The organism is Roseomonas sp. TAS13 (assembly GCF_001950415.1).
Classification (GTDB): domain Bacteria; phylum Pseudomonadota; class Alphaproteobacteria; order Acetobacterales; family Acetobacteraceae; genus Roseomonas; species Roseomonas mucosa.
The window spans coordinates 1-15841 of sequence record NZ_BDLP01000072.1; the positions used below are offsets into that span (position 1 = coordinate 1).

Genomic DNA, 15841 nt, shown 5'->3' on the forward strand with positions numbered 1-15841 from the left:
CCGGGCGCCGCGTGGCCGGGCGCCCGACCGGCGGGCGCCAGTCCTGTCGCTGCCGCGCCGCCCAGTCGTAGCGGTGGTCGCCCGCCAGCAGATGGAGATGGTCGGACAGCCGGTTCCGCTCCAGCCAGGAGACCGCCGCCTCCAGCTCCGGCAGGGTCATCTCCGCCCGCCCCTTGTTGCCCAGCACGCGCTTCAGCGCGGCGTTGTAGGCGTGGTAGGTGCCCTGGCCGCGCGGCGCGTGCAGCGCGCCCTCGTCCTCCACCACCTGCGCCGCCACAAGCTCGCCGACCCGCGCCCGCAGCCGCCGCTCGGCGACCGAGGGCGCCTCGAACAGCTCCTGCTGCGGCTCGCTGAATTCGGGGCGCCGCTGCGCCAGGTCCGGCCCCGGGCGCAGGGTGGACAGCCGCAGCGCCAGCGCGTTGCTTTCCAGCGGCACGATGCCTTCCCGCTCCCGCGCATCCTCCCGCATCTCCTTCAGCCAGAGCGGCAGCACGCCCTGGCGCGGCGGCTTGGCCGCGCGGGCGCGGGTGCCCTGCTCCTCCTCCATGCGCCAGCGGAACTGGCCGAAGAACGGGTCGTCCGGGTGGAAGACCAGCGCCTGCTGCTCCTCATAGGGCCCGGCCTGGTGATCGACCCGCGTGGCGCGGGCCACCATCTGCTCCAGCCAGGGGCGGGAGCGGATATGCGTCAGCGCCGCCACGACCGCGACCTCGGGCGCGTCCAGCCCCTCATAGGCCATGGCCACCGTCACCAGGATCGAGGGCTCCGGCCGCAGGCGGAAGGCCGCCAAGGTCTCGTGCGCGTCGCGCTCGTCGGAGGTGGCGAGGCGCAGGTTCTCCGCCTGCCGCGCCGGCACCCAGCGCCGCAGCATGTCGAGATAGAGCCGCGCGCAGCTCTGGTCCGGCGCCACCACCAGCAGCTTGCCGAGGCCGCGCGCGCCCTCCCCCGCCACCAGCCCCCGGCCACGGCGCCGCTTCGCGCGCAGGTCGCGCGTCGCGTCGAAGGCATGGCGCAGCAGGGTTTCCGAGAAGCCGGTGCGCAGCGCGGTGAACAGCGCGGGCCGCGTCGTCTCGTCGGGGTAGAGGCCGGAGATGCGGTGCGGGCCCAGCTCGTTGCCGTCCTCGTCGCGCCAGCTGGCCTCGCCATCCAGCGCGCCGAAGGTCACGGGCAGCACGGCGCGCTCGGCCAGCGCCTGGGCACGGGAGTAGCCGACCACCGCCCACCCTTCGGCGTCCAGCTCCACCTCGCGCGTGCGCGCCTTCGGGCCGCGGCGGTAGGGCAGCCAGAGGATGCCCCTGCCGTCCGCCCGCTCCAGCGTGCCGGAGAGCAGCAGGCGGACGCGGGCGCATTCCAGCAGGGGCAGGATGGCGCGGGACCAGGCGCTCGCCTGGTCCTCCTCTGTCTCCTGCGCCGCGGCCACAAGATCGATGTCGGCCAGCGCCGGCAGGTGGTGCACCTCGTCCACCACCAGCAGCGTGCGGCGGCGTCGGAACTCCGCCAGGTGCAGGTCCGGGGCGGCCGCGATGCCCTGATAGGTCGTGATGTAGCCGGCCAGGCCACGGCTCGGGTCCGGCGTGTTGTCGGCCGCGCGTACGGAAAGGGAGTGGCCCAGCGCCCGCCGCCAGAGGGGATCGGCGAAGGCCTCCTCGGCCTGCAGGCGCAAGCTGTCGCGCGGCACCACCCAGCAGACCCGCTCCACGATCCCGGCTGCGACGAGGCAGCTGGCGGCAATGACCGGCAGGAGCGACTTACCCCCGCCGGGCGTTACGGCGGCCAGGATGTCGCGTGCCTCCGTCTCGCCGTTGGCGATTGCCTCCACCACCCCGGCGAGGCGTTGCTGGTGGGAGCGGAGCCGGCGGGTCACAGTGGGGGAAGATCAAAACAGAGCACCCCAAGACACTGATTCAGCGTGATTCCTGTGTCTAGGGCTTATAAACCTTGCGCCTTGGCAAGGCGGGGATATATGGATTGTATATCCCAAGAGGTTCACATGACCCGGACCACTCTCTTTCAGAGCAACCGGACGCAGGCCGTACGTCTGCCGAAGGGCGTGGCCTTTCCAGAAAGTGTTAGGGAAGTCTCGATCCTCCGGGACGGCACCCGCCGGGTCATCGTGCCGGCGGATGCTAGTTGGGACGACTTCTTCGGTGCACCCGGGATTGACCTGCCGGACCGCAACCAGCCTCGTGCCGAGGAACGCGAGCGCTTCTGATGCTGCGCTATCTGCTGGACACGAATCTCTGCATCCGTGTTCTGCGAGATCGACCGCAAGGCCTACGAACACGCTTCAACGCCGAGGCCGGCTCACTCTGCATCTCGACCGTGGTTCTGATGGAGTTACTGCACGGTGCGGGCAAGTCGGCCCGCCCGATCGAGAACCGGCGGGAGGTGGAGCGCTTCACGGCGCGGCTGGATGTGCTGGCCTTCGACGCGGACGCAGCAGCGCATGCGGGAGAGATTCGCACAGCGCTGGAGCGCGCCGGGCAGGTTATTGGTGCCTACGATCTGATGATCGCGGGACACGCGCGTAGCCGCGGGCTGGTCGTGGTCACAGGCAACCTCAGCGAGTTCCGCCGCGTGGAGGGACTACGCTGTGAGGACTGGCTGGCGTCAGTGCAGGAAAAGTAGCCGAAAAACAGGCAAGTAGGACGTCTATTTTACATAAGATACATTACGCGACGATGTCGTTGACGTGCACGCGCTAGGTCATGTCCCCACTCGGCTGAGGAACCCCTCGTGGCTGCCCCGTGACGCGTTGTCCCGTGGCATCGCGACGCTCTTGCAACAGCCTGGAGGGCCAGAATGACGGCTCAGCCAAGGCCGGAACGCTGCCTCCGGTTCACGACTGATGGCGCACAGCCTCCACGAACACTTGTTGAGTTTCGCTGAGAACTGACCCGGGGTTTTCATCGAGAACTGACCCGTGCGGGGATATGTCCCGCGGGCTGTGGCCGCGGGTCAAGCGGGTGTTTTGGCCCTCCTGTTCCTGGGTTCGGCCGAGCTGCTCCTGAACCGGAAACTGTCGTTGCCGGTCTCCAGGATGTGGCAGTGGTGCGTGAGCCGGTCGAGCAGGGCCGTGGTCATCTTGGCGTCGCCGAACACGCCGCCCCACTCGCTGAAACTCAGATTGGTGGTGATGACCACGCTGGTGCGCTCGTAGAGCTTGCTGAGCAGGTGGAACAGCAAGGCGCCGCCCGAGGAGCTGAACGGCAGGTAGCCGAGCTCGTCGAGGATGACGAGGTCGAGGCGGAGCAGGCGATCGGCGAGTTGCCCGGCCTTGTTGGCAGCCTTCTCCTGTTCCAGGGCGTTGACCAGGTCGACCGTGGCATAGAACCGGACCTTCTTGCGGCCGTGCTCGATGGCCTGGACGCCCAGTGCCGTGGCGATGTGGGTCTTGCCGGTGCCGGGCCCACCGATGAGCACGACGTTGTCGGCCCGCTCGGTGAACTCCCCCCGGTGCAGCTGCCGGATCGTGGCCTCGTTGACCTCGCTCGCCGCGAAGTCAAAGCTCGCCAGGTCCTTGTAGGCCGGGAACCGGGCCGTCTTGGTGTGGTAGGCGATCGAGCGCACCTCGCGCTCGGCCATCTCTGCCTTGAGCAGCTGCGAGAGGACGGGGACGGCCGTCTCGAACGCAGGCGCTCCCTGCTCCGCCAGCTCAGCCACTGCCTGGGACATGCCGAACATCTTGAGCCCGCGCAGCATGACCACGAGGGCGGCGCTCGCCGGATCATGACGCATGGCGCACCTCGCGATCCCGCAGCGCGTCGTAGCGCCCGATGTCGGCCCTCGGCTCCTGGGTCAGGACGAGGGCCTGGGGGGCATCGATGGCCGCGGCCGTGCTCGGGCCGTCGGTCAGACGGTGCAGGAGGTTGAGGACGTGGGTCTTGGTGGCGACCCCGCCCTCAAGGGCCAGCTCCACGGCGCAGAGCACCGCCCCCTCGTCGTGCTGCAGCACCAGGGCAAGGATATCCACCATCTCCCGCTCGCCTCCCGGCCGCCGCAGGAGATGGGCCTGGAGCCTGCGGAACGCCTCCGGCATCTCGGCGAAGGGTGCGCCGTTGCGCAGCGCCCCCGGCTTGCGCTGGATCACGGCGAGGTAGTGCCGCCAGTCGTAGACGGAGCGGCTGGGAACGTCGTGCGAGCGCTCGACGATCCGGGCGTGCTCGCACAGGACCTGGCCCTCGGCCACCACGACGAGCCGGTCAGGATAGACCCGCAGGCTGACGGGCCGATTGGCGAACGAGGCCGGGACGCTGTAGCGATTGCTCTCGAAGTGCACGAGGCAGGTCGGCGACACCCGCTTGGCGTGCTCCACGAAACCGTCGAACGCCCGCCCCATCGGCATCAGGCTGGCTCTCTCCCGGGCATGCGCCTCGGCAACGCTGCCCGGCAGGACCCCGTGGGGGATCTCGCCCCAGCGCTCGATGCAGCGGGCCTCCAGCCAGGCGTTGAGGGCGGGCAGATCCATGAACGGCGGCATGACCTGCCAGATCTGCCGCCGGGCGTCCTGGACGTTTTTCTCGACCTGACCGCTCGCCCTGTCGCTCGGACCGGTGGCGCTCCAGGGCTCGCCCCAACCCGAGGCCGGACTGCAGAAGGTCGGCTCGAAGAGGTAGTGGCTGGCCATGGCCTGGAACCGCGCGTTGACCTGCCGGACCTTGCCCGTGCCGACCCGATCCACGGCGGTCCGCATGTTGTCGAAGATCCCGCGGCGCGGCACGCCGCCCAGCACCCGGAACGCCTCGGCCAGGGCGTCGAACAGCATCTCGTGGGTCTGCAGCTTGTAGGCCCGAATGACGAAGGCCCGGCTGTGCGACAGCTTGGTGTGCGCGGCCTGCAGCTTGAGCCGCTTGCCGCCCACCGTCGCCCAGTCCTCGCTCCAGTCGAACTGGAAGGCCTCGCCGGGCTGGAAGGCGAGCGGCACGAACACCCCGCGCCCGGTGGTCCGCTGCGCCACCTCCCGTCCCGCCTGCCAGCGCCGGACGAAGGCCGCCACGCGAGCGTAGGAGCCCGCATAGCCCAGGGCGACCAGGTCGGCGTGGATCCGCCGCACCGTGCGACGCCTCTTGCGGCCCTTGCCCGCCTCCACCCTCAGCCACTCCGACAACTTGTCAGCGAACGGGGCCAGGCGGCTCGGGCGCTCGGGAACCTTGAACCGCACCTCCACGGCGTCCGCCCGCAGGTACTTGCGGATCGTGTTCCGCGACAGGCCCGTCCGTCGCTCGATCTCGCGGATCGGGATGCAATCCCGGTGATGCCACCGGCGGATCACGCTCAACAACTCCATGTCGATCACTCCGATAACCCCGACCATCCGGCCGGGGAGGTGAACAGACACGGGTCATTTCTCGGCGAAAACTTCGGCTCCTACAGGGTCAGCTCTCAGTGCAAATCAACACTTATTTAGAATAACGGCCTCCAGCCCGGGGAAGCGGAACAGGCCGATCAGGAGGGGAAGCCGGAATTCGGCGCCGCCCAGGCCGATGAGGCCGCCCAAGGCACCAATGACGGCGCCGCCACCGAAGGCTGCGGGGAGGCGGCGGGCCTCAGTGGCAGTGGATGTGCTCATGCCGCTATATTCGGCTGAGCACATCGATCCGCCAATCGCCGGAGTACAAAGTCAGGGTGGCATCTATTCCGCCGTTTCCCGCTTCAGGGCCACCGGGAGTAGCGCCAGGACCATCAGGATGTTCAGCACGGCAGCTCCGCAGATCCGCAGATCCGCGCCGGGGACGTCGGGGATGACCTCATCGTCAAGCTGGGCGATCTTGTCTCCGCCCCGCTCCTTCGGCCGCGACCCGTAGTTCAGTCTCCTAGTCCGGAAGGGTCATGGGTCCCGGGAACACCGGCCTGGGGGTTTTCCGGGCCATGCGGGTGAGGCTCGGCCGGATGGGGAGCGGACGGGAAAGCAGCCAGGCCGGGCACCCCTGCTCCCTGATCGACCGTAAAGCCCTTAGGGGCACGTGCGGTCGGTGCCGTGTGGACGTATCCAGCCTGCTGCGCGGTTGCAGCGCCCGAGGTCACCGCCGCGGCGAGCGCGAGAACAGCAACGCCTCCGAGGCAGCGGACGCGCAAGGCCAGACACGCGAACTGGAGCGCATGGGTCTTCGACATACGGGACTGGTGCACAGGCATTCGAACCTCCTTGGTTGATCGGCCAGCAGCGCTCGCCGGTGTAGCCAAGGTAGGTTCCGCGCTTTGCAAGAGGCTTCCCGCACGGCGACAAGATATTTCAGGACGGATCCCTTGCACTCCCTGGAAGGGAGAGCCGATCAGGAACAGGCCGGCTCACCCGGCTTCCAATGAAGTGGGGTACGCCGGCCTCGTTCCCCGGAAGGGCTTCTAGTGCCGAGCCCAGACCCTGTCGTTGCCGGACGTTCCGAACAGAACCACCTCGTAGGGGGTACCTGGAATGTCCATGCCCGGTGAGGAAGGCGGCATTCCCGGGACGGCAAGACCCCTGGCCCGCGGTCGCTCCGCGAGCAGGCGACGCACGTCGGCCGCGGGGACGTGCCCTTCCACGACGTAACCACCTACCCTGGCCGTGTGGCAGGACTGGAGGGAGGCGGGGACGCCGTTGGCCGCCTTGATGGCCTGTAGGTCAGCGACATCATGGACCGTCGCCTCAAAGCCGGCCGCCCGCATGTGCTCGACCCAAGCGCCGCAGCAGCCGCAGTTCTCGTCCTTCCAGACTTCGATCGTCGGGCCACGCGCCGCCCGAGCCAAGCCGAGTGGCGCCAGGGCTGCGGCCAGACCCAAGCTGAGGAAAGACCGCCGCGCAGCCAGGGCCGAAGTTGTCTTGCTCATCACGCCACTCCCTGAAGGGCGCCGAACGGGCTCTTGCCCGCAGCGCCTTGTCGATGCTTCCGGCGGGCGGCCTCAGGAGGCGTCGGGGCACAGTGGCCCTCATCAGCGAGTTCCTCGAGGATCGGGCATTCCGGGCGATGGTCGCCATGGCAGGCGTCTGCCATGTGCTCCAGCGCCTCGCACATCCGGGTCAGTTCGGTGATCCGGGCTCGAAGTTCCACCACATGCTCGGTCGCGACCCGCTTCACGTCGGCGCTCGAACGGCCCTCATCCTGCCAGAGCCCGATGAGATGCTTGATGCGATCCAACGGCATACCAAGGTCCCGCGCCCTCCGCACAAATCGAAGAGTTCCGACATCATCCTGCGAATAGACGCGATAGCCTGCCTCTGTGCGCCGCACGGTGGTAAGGAGCCCGACGCTCTCATAGTACCGCAGCATCTTCGTGGAGATGCCCGACCCTCTCGCCGCCTGACCGATGTTCATCGGGACCTCCTCTTTCGAGGGCCTGCCCTCGCCCGTTCTCATGAGGTTGAGGTTTCCCATGGTGGGAAGGTCAAGGACGATCGGCGCCCACCCACCACGGGACGGCGCTTGACCTTCCCACCATGGGAGACACCACCTTGCAGGGCACCTGAGGAACGAGGCCTCGTCCGACGAGACCGAAATTGGGGTGGCAAGCATGAGCGGTCAGCATAACACCGGCGGACATTCGCATCAGCACGGGCCTGGCTGTGCCCACGGCCATCACCACCACGCTCACGGTGCGGCAGCCGATGCCGGCCTCGTCACCGACCCCGTCTGCGGGATGAAAGTGGATCCGACCACCTCGAAGCACCGGCTGGAACATGCCGGGACGACCTTCCACTTCTGCTCGGCCGGATGCCGGACGAAGTTCGAGGCCGATCCCGGAAGGTACCTGGAGCCGAAGAAAGCCGCCCCCGCACCGGTCCCGCGAAAGGGCGCCATCTACACCTGCCCGATGCACCCGGAGATCCGGCAGGAGGGGCCAGGAAGCTGCCCGATCTGCGGCATGGCCCTTGAGCCTCTCGAGATCACGGCGGAGGCCGAACCGAGCCACGAACTGACCGACATGACGCGTCGGTTCTGGATCGGGCTGGCCCTTACCCTCCCCGTGGTGATCCTGGAGATGGGGGGCCACATCCCCGGGCTCGGCCTGCACCACCTGGTGCCGCCCAGGACATCCGTCTGGATCCAGTTTCTGCTGGCCACACCGGTCGTCCTCTGGGCCGGCTGGCCCTTCTTCGTCCGTGGCTGGCAGTCGGTGGTGAACCGTAGCCTGAACATGTTCAGCCTGATCGCGCTCGGGACCGGCGCCGCCTACCTCTATAGCCTGGTCGCGACCTTCGCGCCCGGGGCCTTCCCCGAGGGCTTCCGGGGGATGGACGGTACCGTCGCGGTCTACTTCGAGGCAGCCGCCGTCATCACCGTCCTCGTCCTTCTCGGCCAGGTGCTGGAGCTCCGTGCCCGCGAGCAAACCGGCGGTGCCATCCGGGCCCTACTCAACATGGCCCCCAAGACCGCCCGACGGCTCAGGGAGGACGGCGAGGACGAGGAGATCCCGCTGGCCGAGGTTCAGGCCGGCGACCGGCTGCGTGTGCGGCCGGGCGAGAGTGTCCCGGTGGATGGCGAGGTACTGGAAGGGAGCGGGGCCGTGGACGAGTCCATGGTCACGGGTGAGTCCCTGCCCGTCGAGAAGCAGCCCGGGGCCAAGGTCATCGGCGGCACGGTGAACGGCACCGGCGCCCTCGTCATGCGGGCGGACAAGGTCGGCTCCGACACCATGCTCTCGCGCATCGTGGCCATGGTCGCCGAGGCGCAACGCAGCCGGGCGCCCATCCAGAGGATGGCCGACACCGTATCGGGCTACTTCGTCCCGGGGGTCATCATCATCGCGGTACTGGCCTTCGTCGCATGGGCCATCTGGGGTCCTTCCCCAGCCCTCTCCCACGGCCTGATTGCCGCCGTCTCGGTGCTCATCATCGCCTGCCCCTGCGCTCTCGGACTGGCCACGCCCATGAGCATCATGGTCGGCGTCGGGAAGGGTGCGGGGGCCGGTGTGCTCATCAAGTCGGCCGAGGCGCTCGAGCGCATGGAGAAGGTCGATACGCTGGTCGTGGACAAGACGGGCACTCTGACCGAGGGCAAGCCCAAGGTGGTGGCCGTGGTTCCGGCGCCGGGACTGGCCGAGACCGAGGTTCTTCCCCTCGCAGCCAGCCTTGAGCGGTCGAGCGAGCACCCCCTGGCCGCCGCCGTCGTGGCGGCCGCCAGGGAGCGCGGCATGACCTTCGCGGAGCCGGCAGACTTCGCCTCAATCACTGGCAAGGGCGTGACCGGCTCCGTGAACGGGCGCCAGGTCGCGCTCGGGAACGCGCGGCTGATGCAGGATCTCGGGGTGGATCTGGGCGACCTCACTGCCCGTGCGGACGAGCTGCGCCGGGAGGGCGGCACCGCACTCTTCCTGGCCCTCGACGGAAAGCCGGGCGGCGTCATCGCCGTGGCCGATCCGGTCAAGCAGACCACCCCGGCTGCCCTGCAGAGCCTACGGGAGAGCGGCATCCATATCGTCATGCTGACGGGCGACAACCAGACAACGGCCGGAGCCGTGGCTCGAAGGCTCGGCATCGACGAGTTCCAGGGTGACGTCCTTCCCGAGGATAAGCACCGCATCGTCCGCGAGCTACGGGCGCAAGGGAAGGTTGTCGCCATGGCGGGCGATGGGGTGAACGATGCCCCCGCACTGGCCGAGGCAGATGTCGGCATCGCCATGGGCACCGGCACGGATGTGGCGATGCAGAGTGCCGGCGTGACACTGGTGAAGGGCGACCTCGCCGGGATTGCGCGCGCCAGGACCTTGAGCCGGGCCGCGATGCGCAACATCCGGCAGAACCTGTTCCTCGCCTTCGTCTACAACGCGCTCGGCGTCCCTGTCGCCGCGGGCGTCCTCTACCCCGTCCTCGGGATCCTTCTGAGCCCGATCGTGGCCGCCCTGGCCATGGCGCTGAGCTCGGTCTCGGTGATCGGCAACGCCCTACGGCTGCGTACGGTGCGGCTGTAGGCCGTCGAAGGGCGTGGCGGCGCCTCGAAGCGCCGCCACGCTGTCACTCAGCGGGAGCGGGACTGTCCCCGGGACGAGCCGCCCATCATGTTGCAGTGCTCCATCATGGCCTGCATGTCCGGCGAGAGCTGACGCCCGGCACGGGTGTCTGCCTGCATCTGACGACAGTGCGCCATCATGTCCTGCATGCTCATGCCCGACATGTTGTGACCCTGCATGCCTTGCATGTTCCCATGGTTCATCCCGGGCATGTTGGCGTGGTTCATGCCCTGCATGCTCGTGCCGGCATCGTCAAGTTGAGCGAGCTTGGCGGGCTGACCGCGGGCAGGTAGGCAGCCGGAATGAGCTCGCCAGCCGCCAAGCCCCTCTATGCCGGCCATCGCTTCCCGGCCGAGGTGATCAGCCAGGCAGTGTGGCTGTACTTTCGCTTTCCGCTCAGCCTTCGCATGGCCGAGGAAATGCTGGCGGCACGTGGCATCGTGGTCAGCCACGAGGCCATCCGGCAGTGGGCCCTCAAGTTTGGTCAGGAGTTTGCCAACCAGATCCGGCGGCGGCTGCCGCGAACGGGTGACAAGTGGCACCTCGATGAGGTCGTCATCAAGATTGCCGGGGTGAAACACTGGCTCTGGCGTGCCGTGGATCAGACCGGGATGGTGCTCGACGTGTTGGTGCAGAGCCGACGCGACAAGCGGGCCGCCAAACGCCTGCTGCACAAGCTGCTGAAGCGGCAGTGCCGGGCGCCACGCGTCATGGTCACCGACAAACTCCCGAGCTACGGGGCGGCCAAGCGGGAGGTGATGCCCGGTGTCGAGCACCGCCAGCACAAGGGCCTGAACAACCGGGCGGAGAACTCGCACCAGCCGACGCGACGACGAGAGCGGCAGATGAAGCGCTTCAAGTCAGCGCGGCAGGCACAGCGCTTCCTCTCTGCCCACGACCAAATCGCCAACCTTTTCCATCTCCGCCGCGACCACGTCACCGCCACTGAACATCGAGCCGCAAGGGCGCGTGCGTTCGAGATGTGGGCCGATATCAGCGGGGTTGCTACAGCGGCTTGATTGTCGCTCGGCCACTGCCGCGATCCGCCAACTTGCTTGCCCCAAGCTCAGCAACTTGACGATGCCCCCGGCACCACCAGCGCCTTCGCCGAGCGGGTCGAGGGCGGCTACTACCTGGAGATCGAGCCGGACCGGGCGGCCCTGGCCCGCTACGGCCTGACCGTCGGCGACCTCCAAGAGACCATCGCCACGGCGCTCGGGGGCGAGCCGGTCACGACCACCGTCGAGGGCCGCGCGCGCTACACGGTCAACGTCCGGTACCCGCGCGGCCTGCGCAGCGACCCGCAAGGAATCGCGGCGCAGGTCCTCGTGCAGAGCATGCAGGGGGCCGCCATCCCGCTGGGGCAGCTGGCGGCCGTCCAGCTGCGCCGCGGCCCGCCGACCATCCGGACCGAGAACGCGCAATTGGTGAACTACGTCTATGTTGACATGCACGGGCGTGACATCGGCGGCTACGTGGCCGACGCGCAGCGGGCCGTCGCCGGGCAGGTGCGGATGCCGCCCGGATACCATGTCGAGTGGAGCGGCCAGTTCGAGTACATGCAACGCGCCAAGGCAAAGTTGGCCATCGTCGTGCCGGTGACCCTGCTCATCATCTTTGTGCTGCTCTACCTGAACTTTGGGCGGCTGACCGAGACGATCATCGTCATGCTCTCGGTCCCCTTCGCGCTCGTCGGAGGCGTCTGGCTCATGTTCATGATGCAGTTCAACATGAGCGTGGCCGTCGCCGTCGGGTTCATCGCGCTCGCCGGGGTGGCGGCGGAGACCGGCGTCATCATGCTGATCTACCTTGACCACGCACTCGCGGAGGTTCGGGAGCGGTGCCGGGCCGAGGGGCGGCGCCTGACGCAGGAGGATCTGCGCCACGCCATCATGGAGGGCGCGGTTGAGCGGGTGCGGCCCAAGATGATGACGGTGACCGCCATCATGGCGGGCCTGCTGCCGATCCTCTGGAGCACCGGCACCGGCTCGGAGCTCATGCAGCGCATCGCGGTTCCGATGGTCGGCGGCATGGTGTCCTCGACGGTGCTGACCCTTTTGGTGATCCCGGCGATCTACGGACTGGTCAAAGGATGGCGCCTGCCACGGACGGAGGCGGCTCAGGAGCCGGAGTCATTCGCGATGGCGGAGTGACGGTTGGCGATGAGCCAAGGAAGCCTGCCGCAGCCAGCCTCCAGGGAGTGCCGCCGCCGCCGAGGCGGGGCCGGACGGCGGCCCTTGACCTTCCCAGTGTGGGAAGCCCCATGTGGCCCGGCAGTCGGGATTATCAGGAGACGGGCGCAATGGACGCTCTGACTGCGGAAGCCGGGACCGCCGCGATGGCCGGGGGCGGTGCCGAGGTGGAGATCGGCATCGAGGGCATGACCTGCGCCTCCTGCGTCGGCCGGGTCGAGCGGGTCCTGAAGCAGGTACCCGGCGTCTCCGGCGTCTCCGTCAACCTCGCCACGGAGCGGGCGCGCGTCGCCTTCGCCGGGCCGCCGGACACCGCGGCGGTGGCCAGGGCCGTGGAGGAGGCGGGGTACGATGTCCCCGTGTCCGAGTTCGACCTGAACGTCCAGGGCATGACCTGCGCCTCCTGCGTCGGCCGGGTCGAGCGGGCGCTCAAGCAGGTGCCGGGCGCCATTGAGGCCGAGGTGAACCTGGCCACGGAGCGGACCCGCGTCACCGCCGCCCGCGGCGCCGTCTCGGTCGATCAGCTCGTCGCCGCCGTTCAGAACACGGGGTACGAGGCCAGTCCGGTCGAGCAGGCGGGCTCCCCGGCGGAGGAGGCCGATGCGGCGGCGGCACGGAGCCGCCGCGACCTGTTCCGCGTCGTGACCGCGGCCGCGCTCTCGGCGCCGCTCCTGCTCGGCATGGTGGGGCATCTGCTCGGGGCCGAGTGGATGATGCCGCCGGGCTGGGTTCAACTCGCCCTCGCGACGCCGGTGCAGTTCTGGCTGGGCTGGCGGTTCTACGTGGCCGGGTGGAAGGCCGCGCGGTCCTTCAGCGGCAACATGGACCTGCTGGTTGCCCTGGGCACGACGGCCGCCTGGGGCCTGAGCGTCTACGGGCTGCTGACGGCGCACGGGGATCACGCGCCCGCGCTCTACTTCGAGTCCTCGGCGCTCATCATCACCTTCGTCCTGCTCGGCAAGTGGCTGGAGGCGCGCGCGAAGGGACAGACGGCCTCGGCCATCCGCGCGCTCATGGATCTCCGGCCCGACAAGGCGCGCCTGCGCCGGGGCGGCGCCGAAGTCGAGGTGCCGCTCGCCGAGGTCCGGGTCGGCGACGCCGTCGTGGTCCGCCCCGGCGAGCGCATCCCGGTGGACGGGCGCGTGGTGGAGGGTGGCGGCAGCGTCGACGAGTCCATGCTGACCGGCGAAAGCCTGCCCGTGGAAAAGGTGGTCGGTGCCAAGGTCACCGGCGGCGCCATCAACACGGACGGCCTGCTGGTCATCGAGACCACCGCCGTCGGCGCCGAGACCACGCTGGCCAGGATCGTCCGGCTGGTCGAGGGCGCCCAGGCATCCAAGGCGCCGATCCAGCGCCTGGTGGACCGCGTCAGCGCGGTCTTCGTCCCGGTCGTGCTCGGCATCGCGCTCGTCACCTTCGTCGGCTGGTGGGCGGTCACGGGTGACGCGACGGCGGCCATCCTGAACGCGGTGGCGGTCATGGTCATCGCCTGCCCCTGTGCCCTGGGCCTGGCGACGCCGACCGCCATCATGGTCGGCACCGGCGCTGCGGCGCGGCACGGCATCCTGATCAAGGACGCCGAGGCGCTGGAGCGGGCGCACGCGGTCACCACGGTCGCGTTCGATAAAACCGGGACCCTGACCGAGGGGCGCCCCGAGGTGACGGACGTCGTCCCCGTCGAGGGGACGGGCGCGGCGGAGGTTCTCCGGTTGGCCGCTGCCCTCCAGGCCGGGAGCGAACACCCGCTGGCGGCCGCCGTCCGGCGACGGGCCGAGGGCGTCACGCCGCTCGCGACCATGAATTTCCGGGCGCTCGCCGGGCGGGGCGTCTCGGGCGCGGTCGAGGGCCGCTCGCTCGTCCTCGGCAACCGGCGCCTGCTCGAGGAGAACGGGCTGGCCGGGGACGCGCTCGCCCCGGCGGCCAGTGACCTCGAGGAGTCGGGGCGGACCGTGTCCTGGCTGGCCGAGACGGCGCCCACCTGCCGGGTTCTGGGCCTGATCGCGTTCGGCGACAGCGTCAAGGATTCGGCCCGTGGCGCCGTTGACCGGCTGCATCGCCAGGGCATCGAGACGGTCATGCTGACCGGCGACAACCGAGGCGCCGCGGCCGCCGCCGCCCGGTCGCTGGGCATCGACAAGGTGGTCGCGGAGGTGCTGCCCGAGGGCAAGGCCGAGGCGGTCGCCGGGCTGCGCGGCGAGGGCAGGGTGGTCGCCATGGTCGGCGACGGCATCAACGACGCGCCTGCGCTCGCCGCGGCGGATGTCGGCATCGCCATGTCGACCGGCACCGACGTCGCCATGCACACGGCGGGCGTGACCCTGATGCGTGGCGACCCGGCGCTGGTCGCAGGCGCCATCGACGTGTCGCGGCGGACCTACCGCAAGATCCGGCAGGGGCTGTTCTGGGCCTTCGTCTACAACCTGGTCGGCATCCCCCTGGCGGCCCTGGGGCTGCTCAGCCCGATGGTCGCGGGCGCGGCGATGGCATTGAGCAGCGTCAGCGTGGTCACGAACGCGCTCTTGCTCCGCGGCTGGAACCCACGGTCGTAGCGGCGGGGCAAGCATGAGCATCGGAGGGGCGGCGCGCGTGGCTGCCACGATTGAGGCGGACCGATACCGCAAACGCTTCGGGACCATATCGGAAGCTCTCCGAGTCCGCCCGCGCCTGCTCGCCGCGGCGCTCGTCGCCTTCGTCCTGGCGTGGCCCGTCGCGGCGCCGATGGCGGCGAGCGGCCCGTGGATGTCCGGGGAAATCGTTCGCGCCCGCCTGCTCACGGCGGCCGACACAGCAGGATCCGACAAGGAAGTCCGCGCGGGGCTCCAGGTCGCTATGGGCGACGGCTGGGACACTTACTGGCGGTCGCCCGGGGACGCCGGAACGCCGCCCGCGGTGGACTGGACCGGCTCGGTCAATGTCGCCTCGGTGGATTGGCGCTGGCCCGCGCCCACCCGGTTCACGCTGTTCGGGCTCGAGACCTTCGGTTACTTCGACAAGGTCGTCTTTCCCCTGACCATCGTCTCCGAACGTCCCGGCGAGCCGGTCGCGCTCCGGGGCAGGCTTGACATCCTCGTATGCAGCACCGTCTGCGTGCCCAAGAGCCTGGAACTCTCGCTCGACCTGCCAGCGGGCGCCGCTGCCGTGGACCCGGAGGCGGCCAATCTCATCGCCCGCTACGAGGCCCGGGTGCCGGACGACGGCTCGCGGTCCGGGCTCGCGGTGGACGGCGTCGCCGCGCTGCCCGGGAACCCAGCCGCGCTGGAGGTCCGGATTTCCTCCCGGCAGCCGCTCTCGGCGCCGGACGTCATCGTTGAGAGCGGGCGGTGGACCTTCGGCAGGCCAGAGTTTTCCTTCAGCGCCGACCGCGGGACCGCGACGGCGCTGCTCCCCGTCACCTCGGGGCCGGACGTCGTCAGTATGCCGGGCTCCGACGTCACGGTGACCTTGCTCGACGGGCAACGGGCGTCGGAGACCCGAGGCACGGTCGCGGCGGGCGCCACGCGAGCGGGGTGGGGCAGCCTGCTGCCGTTCCTTGGCGTGGCGCTGCTTGGCGGCCTGGTCCTCAACCTGATGCCGTGCGTCCTGCCGGTGCTCAGCCTGAAGCTCATGGCCGCCCTGCGCCACCGGGGGCAGGCGCGCCGCCAGATCCGCCTCGGCTTCCTGGCCACGGCGGCGGGCGTCGTCGCCTCCATGCTCGCCCTCGGCGGCGCGCTGGCCGTCCTCAAGGC

Annotated in this window: 14 protein-coding genes; 7 read left to right on the forward strand and 7 right to left on the reverse strand. The window is 69.5% G+C overall.

Annotated elements, in window-relative coordinates:
• Positions 1-1864: DEAD/DEAH box helicase (locus tag ROTAS13_RS08315; protein WP_075822062.1), on the reverse strand; the 1864-nt coding region annotated here is incomplete at its 3' end.
• Positions 1865-1990: 126 nt separating this feature from the next.
• Between ROTAS13_RS08315 and vapB the strand changes: the two genes are divergently transcribed.
• Positions 1991-2212: a type II toxin-antitoxin system VapB family antitoxin gene (gene vapB / locus ROTAS13_RS08320; protein WP_073140683.1), complete on the forward strand. Its 222-nt coding sequence runs from the start codon at positions 1991-1993 to the stop codon at positions 2210-2212.
• Positions 2212-2628, forward strand: a complete 417-nt coding sequence (gene vapC, locus ROTAS13_RS08325) for a tRNA(fMet)-specific endonuclease VapC (RefSeq protein WP_073140686.1) — start codon at positions 2212-2214, stop codon at positions 2626-2628. Before vapB ends, vapC begins: the two co-directional genes overlap by 1 nt.
• 330 nt (positions 2629-2958) lie before the next feature.
• Here the strand turns inward: vapC and istB are convergent, their stop codons facing one another.
• The 5 genes from istB to cueR all read right to left on the reverse strand — a co-directional run bounded on the left by istB (position 2959) and on the right by cueR (position 7292).
• A complete protein-coding gene (istB, locus tag ROTAS13_RS08330) occupies positions 2959-3738 on the reverse strand; it encodes an IS21-like element helper ATPase IstB (protein ID WP_075822063.1) in 780 nt (259 codons plus the stop codon).
• Positions 3728-5287 (reverse strand): IS21 family transposase, encoded by a 1560-nt coding sequence (gene istA / locus ROTAS13_RS08335; RefSeq protein WP_075822069.1) that lies wholly within the window; start codon positions 5285-5287, stop codon positions 3728-3730. The genes istB and istA overlap by 11 nt, the downstream gene beginning before the upstream one ends.
• Positions 5288-5392: 105 nt before the next feature.
• Positions 5393-5569, reverse strand: coding sequence for a hypothetical protein (locus ROTAS13_RS08340; RefSeq protein WP_216348612.1), 177 nt, complete (start codon positions 5567-5569; stop codon positions 5393-5395).
• Positions 5570-6342: 773 nt separating this feature from the next.
• Positions 6343-6807, reverse strand: coding sequence for a DUF411 domain-containing protein (locus tag ROTAS13_RS08345; RefSeq protein ID WP_075822064.1), 465 nt, complete (start codon positions 6805-6807; stop codon positions 6343-6345).
• Complete coding sequence (gene cueR / locus ROTAS13_RS08350) at positions 6807-7292, reverse strand: Cu(I)-responsive transcriptional regulator (RefSeq protein ID WP_083755441.1); 486 nt, start codon at positions 7290-7292, stop codon at positions 6807-6809. The genes ROTAS13_RS08345 and cueR overlap by 1 nt, the downstream gene beginning before the upstream one ends.
• 196 nt (positions 7293-7488) lie before the next feature.
• Between cueR and ROTAS13_RS08355 the strand changes: the two genes are divergently transcribed.
• Positions 7489-9885, forward strand: a complete 2397-nt coding sequence (locus ROTAS13_RS08355) for a heavy metal translocating P-type ATPase (RefSeq protein ID WP_075822070.1) — start codon at positions 7489-7491, stop codon at positions 9883-9885.
• A 47-nt stretch (positions 9886-9932) separates the two neighbouring features.
• Here the strand turns inward: ROTAS13_RS08355 and ROTAS13_RS27045 are convergent, their stop codons facing one another.
• Positions 9933-10103, reverse strand: a complete 171-nt coding sequence (locus ROTAS13_RS27045; RefSeq protein ID WP_171979057.1) for a hypothetical protein — start codon at positions 10101-10103, stop codon at positions 9933-9935.
• A gap of 123 nt (positions 10104-10226) precedes the next feature.
• Here ROTAS13_RS27045 and ROTAS13_RS08365 point away from each other — a divergent pair, with 123 nt between their 5' ends.
• The 4 genes from ROTAS13_RS08365 to ROTAS13_RS08380 form a co-directional block, all read left to right on the forward strand.
• Positions 10227-10943: an IS6 family transposase gene (locus tag ROTAS13_RS08365; protein ID WP_075822067.1), complete on the forward strand. Its 717-nt coding sequence runs from the start codon at positions 10227-10229 to the stop codon at positions 10941-10943.
• The gene (locus tag ROTAS13_RS08370; protein WP_083755440.1) at positions 10944-12077 is read left to right on the forward strand and encodes an efflux RND transporter permease subunit; all 1134 of its coding nucleotides are present in this window, start codon (positions 10944-10946) and stop codon (positions 12075-12077) included.
• Between the two features lie 149 nt (positions 12078-12226).
• Positions 12227-14665, forward strand: a complete 2439-nt coding sequence (locus tag ROTAS13_RS08375) for a heavy metal translocating P-type ATPase (protein ID WP_075822068.1) — start codon at positions 12227-12229, stop codon at positions 14663-14665.
• A gap of 37 nt (positions 14666-14702) precedes the next feature.
• Positions 14703-15841, forward strand: a 1139-nt coding sequence (locus tag ROTAS13_RS08380) for a protein-disulfide reductase DsbD domain-containing protein (RefSeq protein WP_256371386.1), incomplete at its 3' end; no start/stop codon positions are given.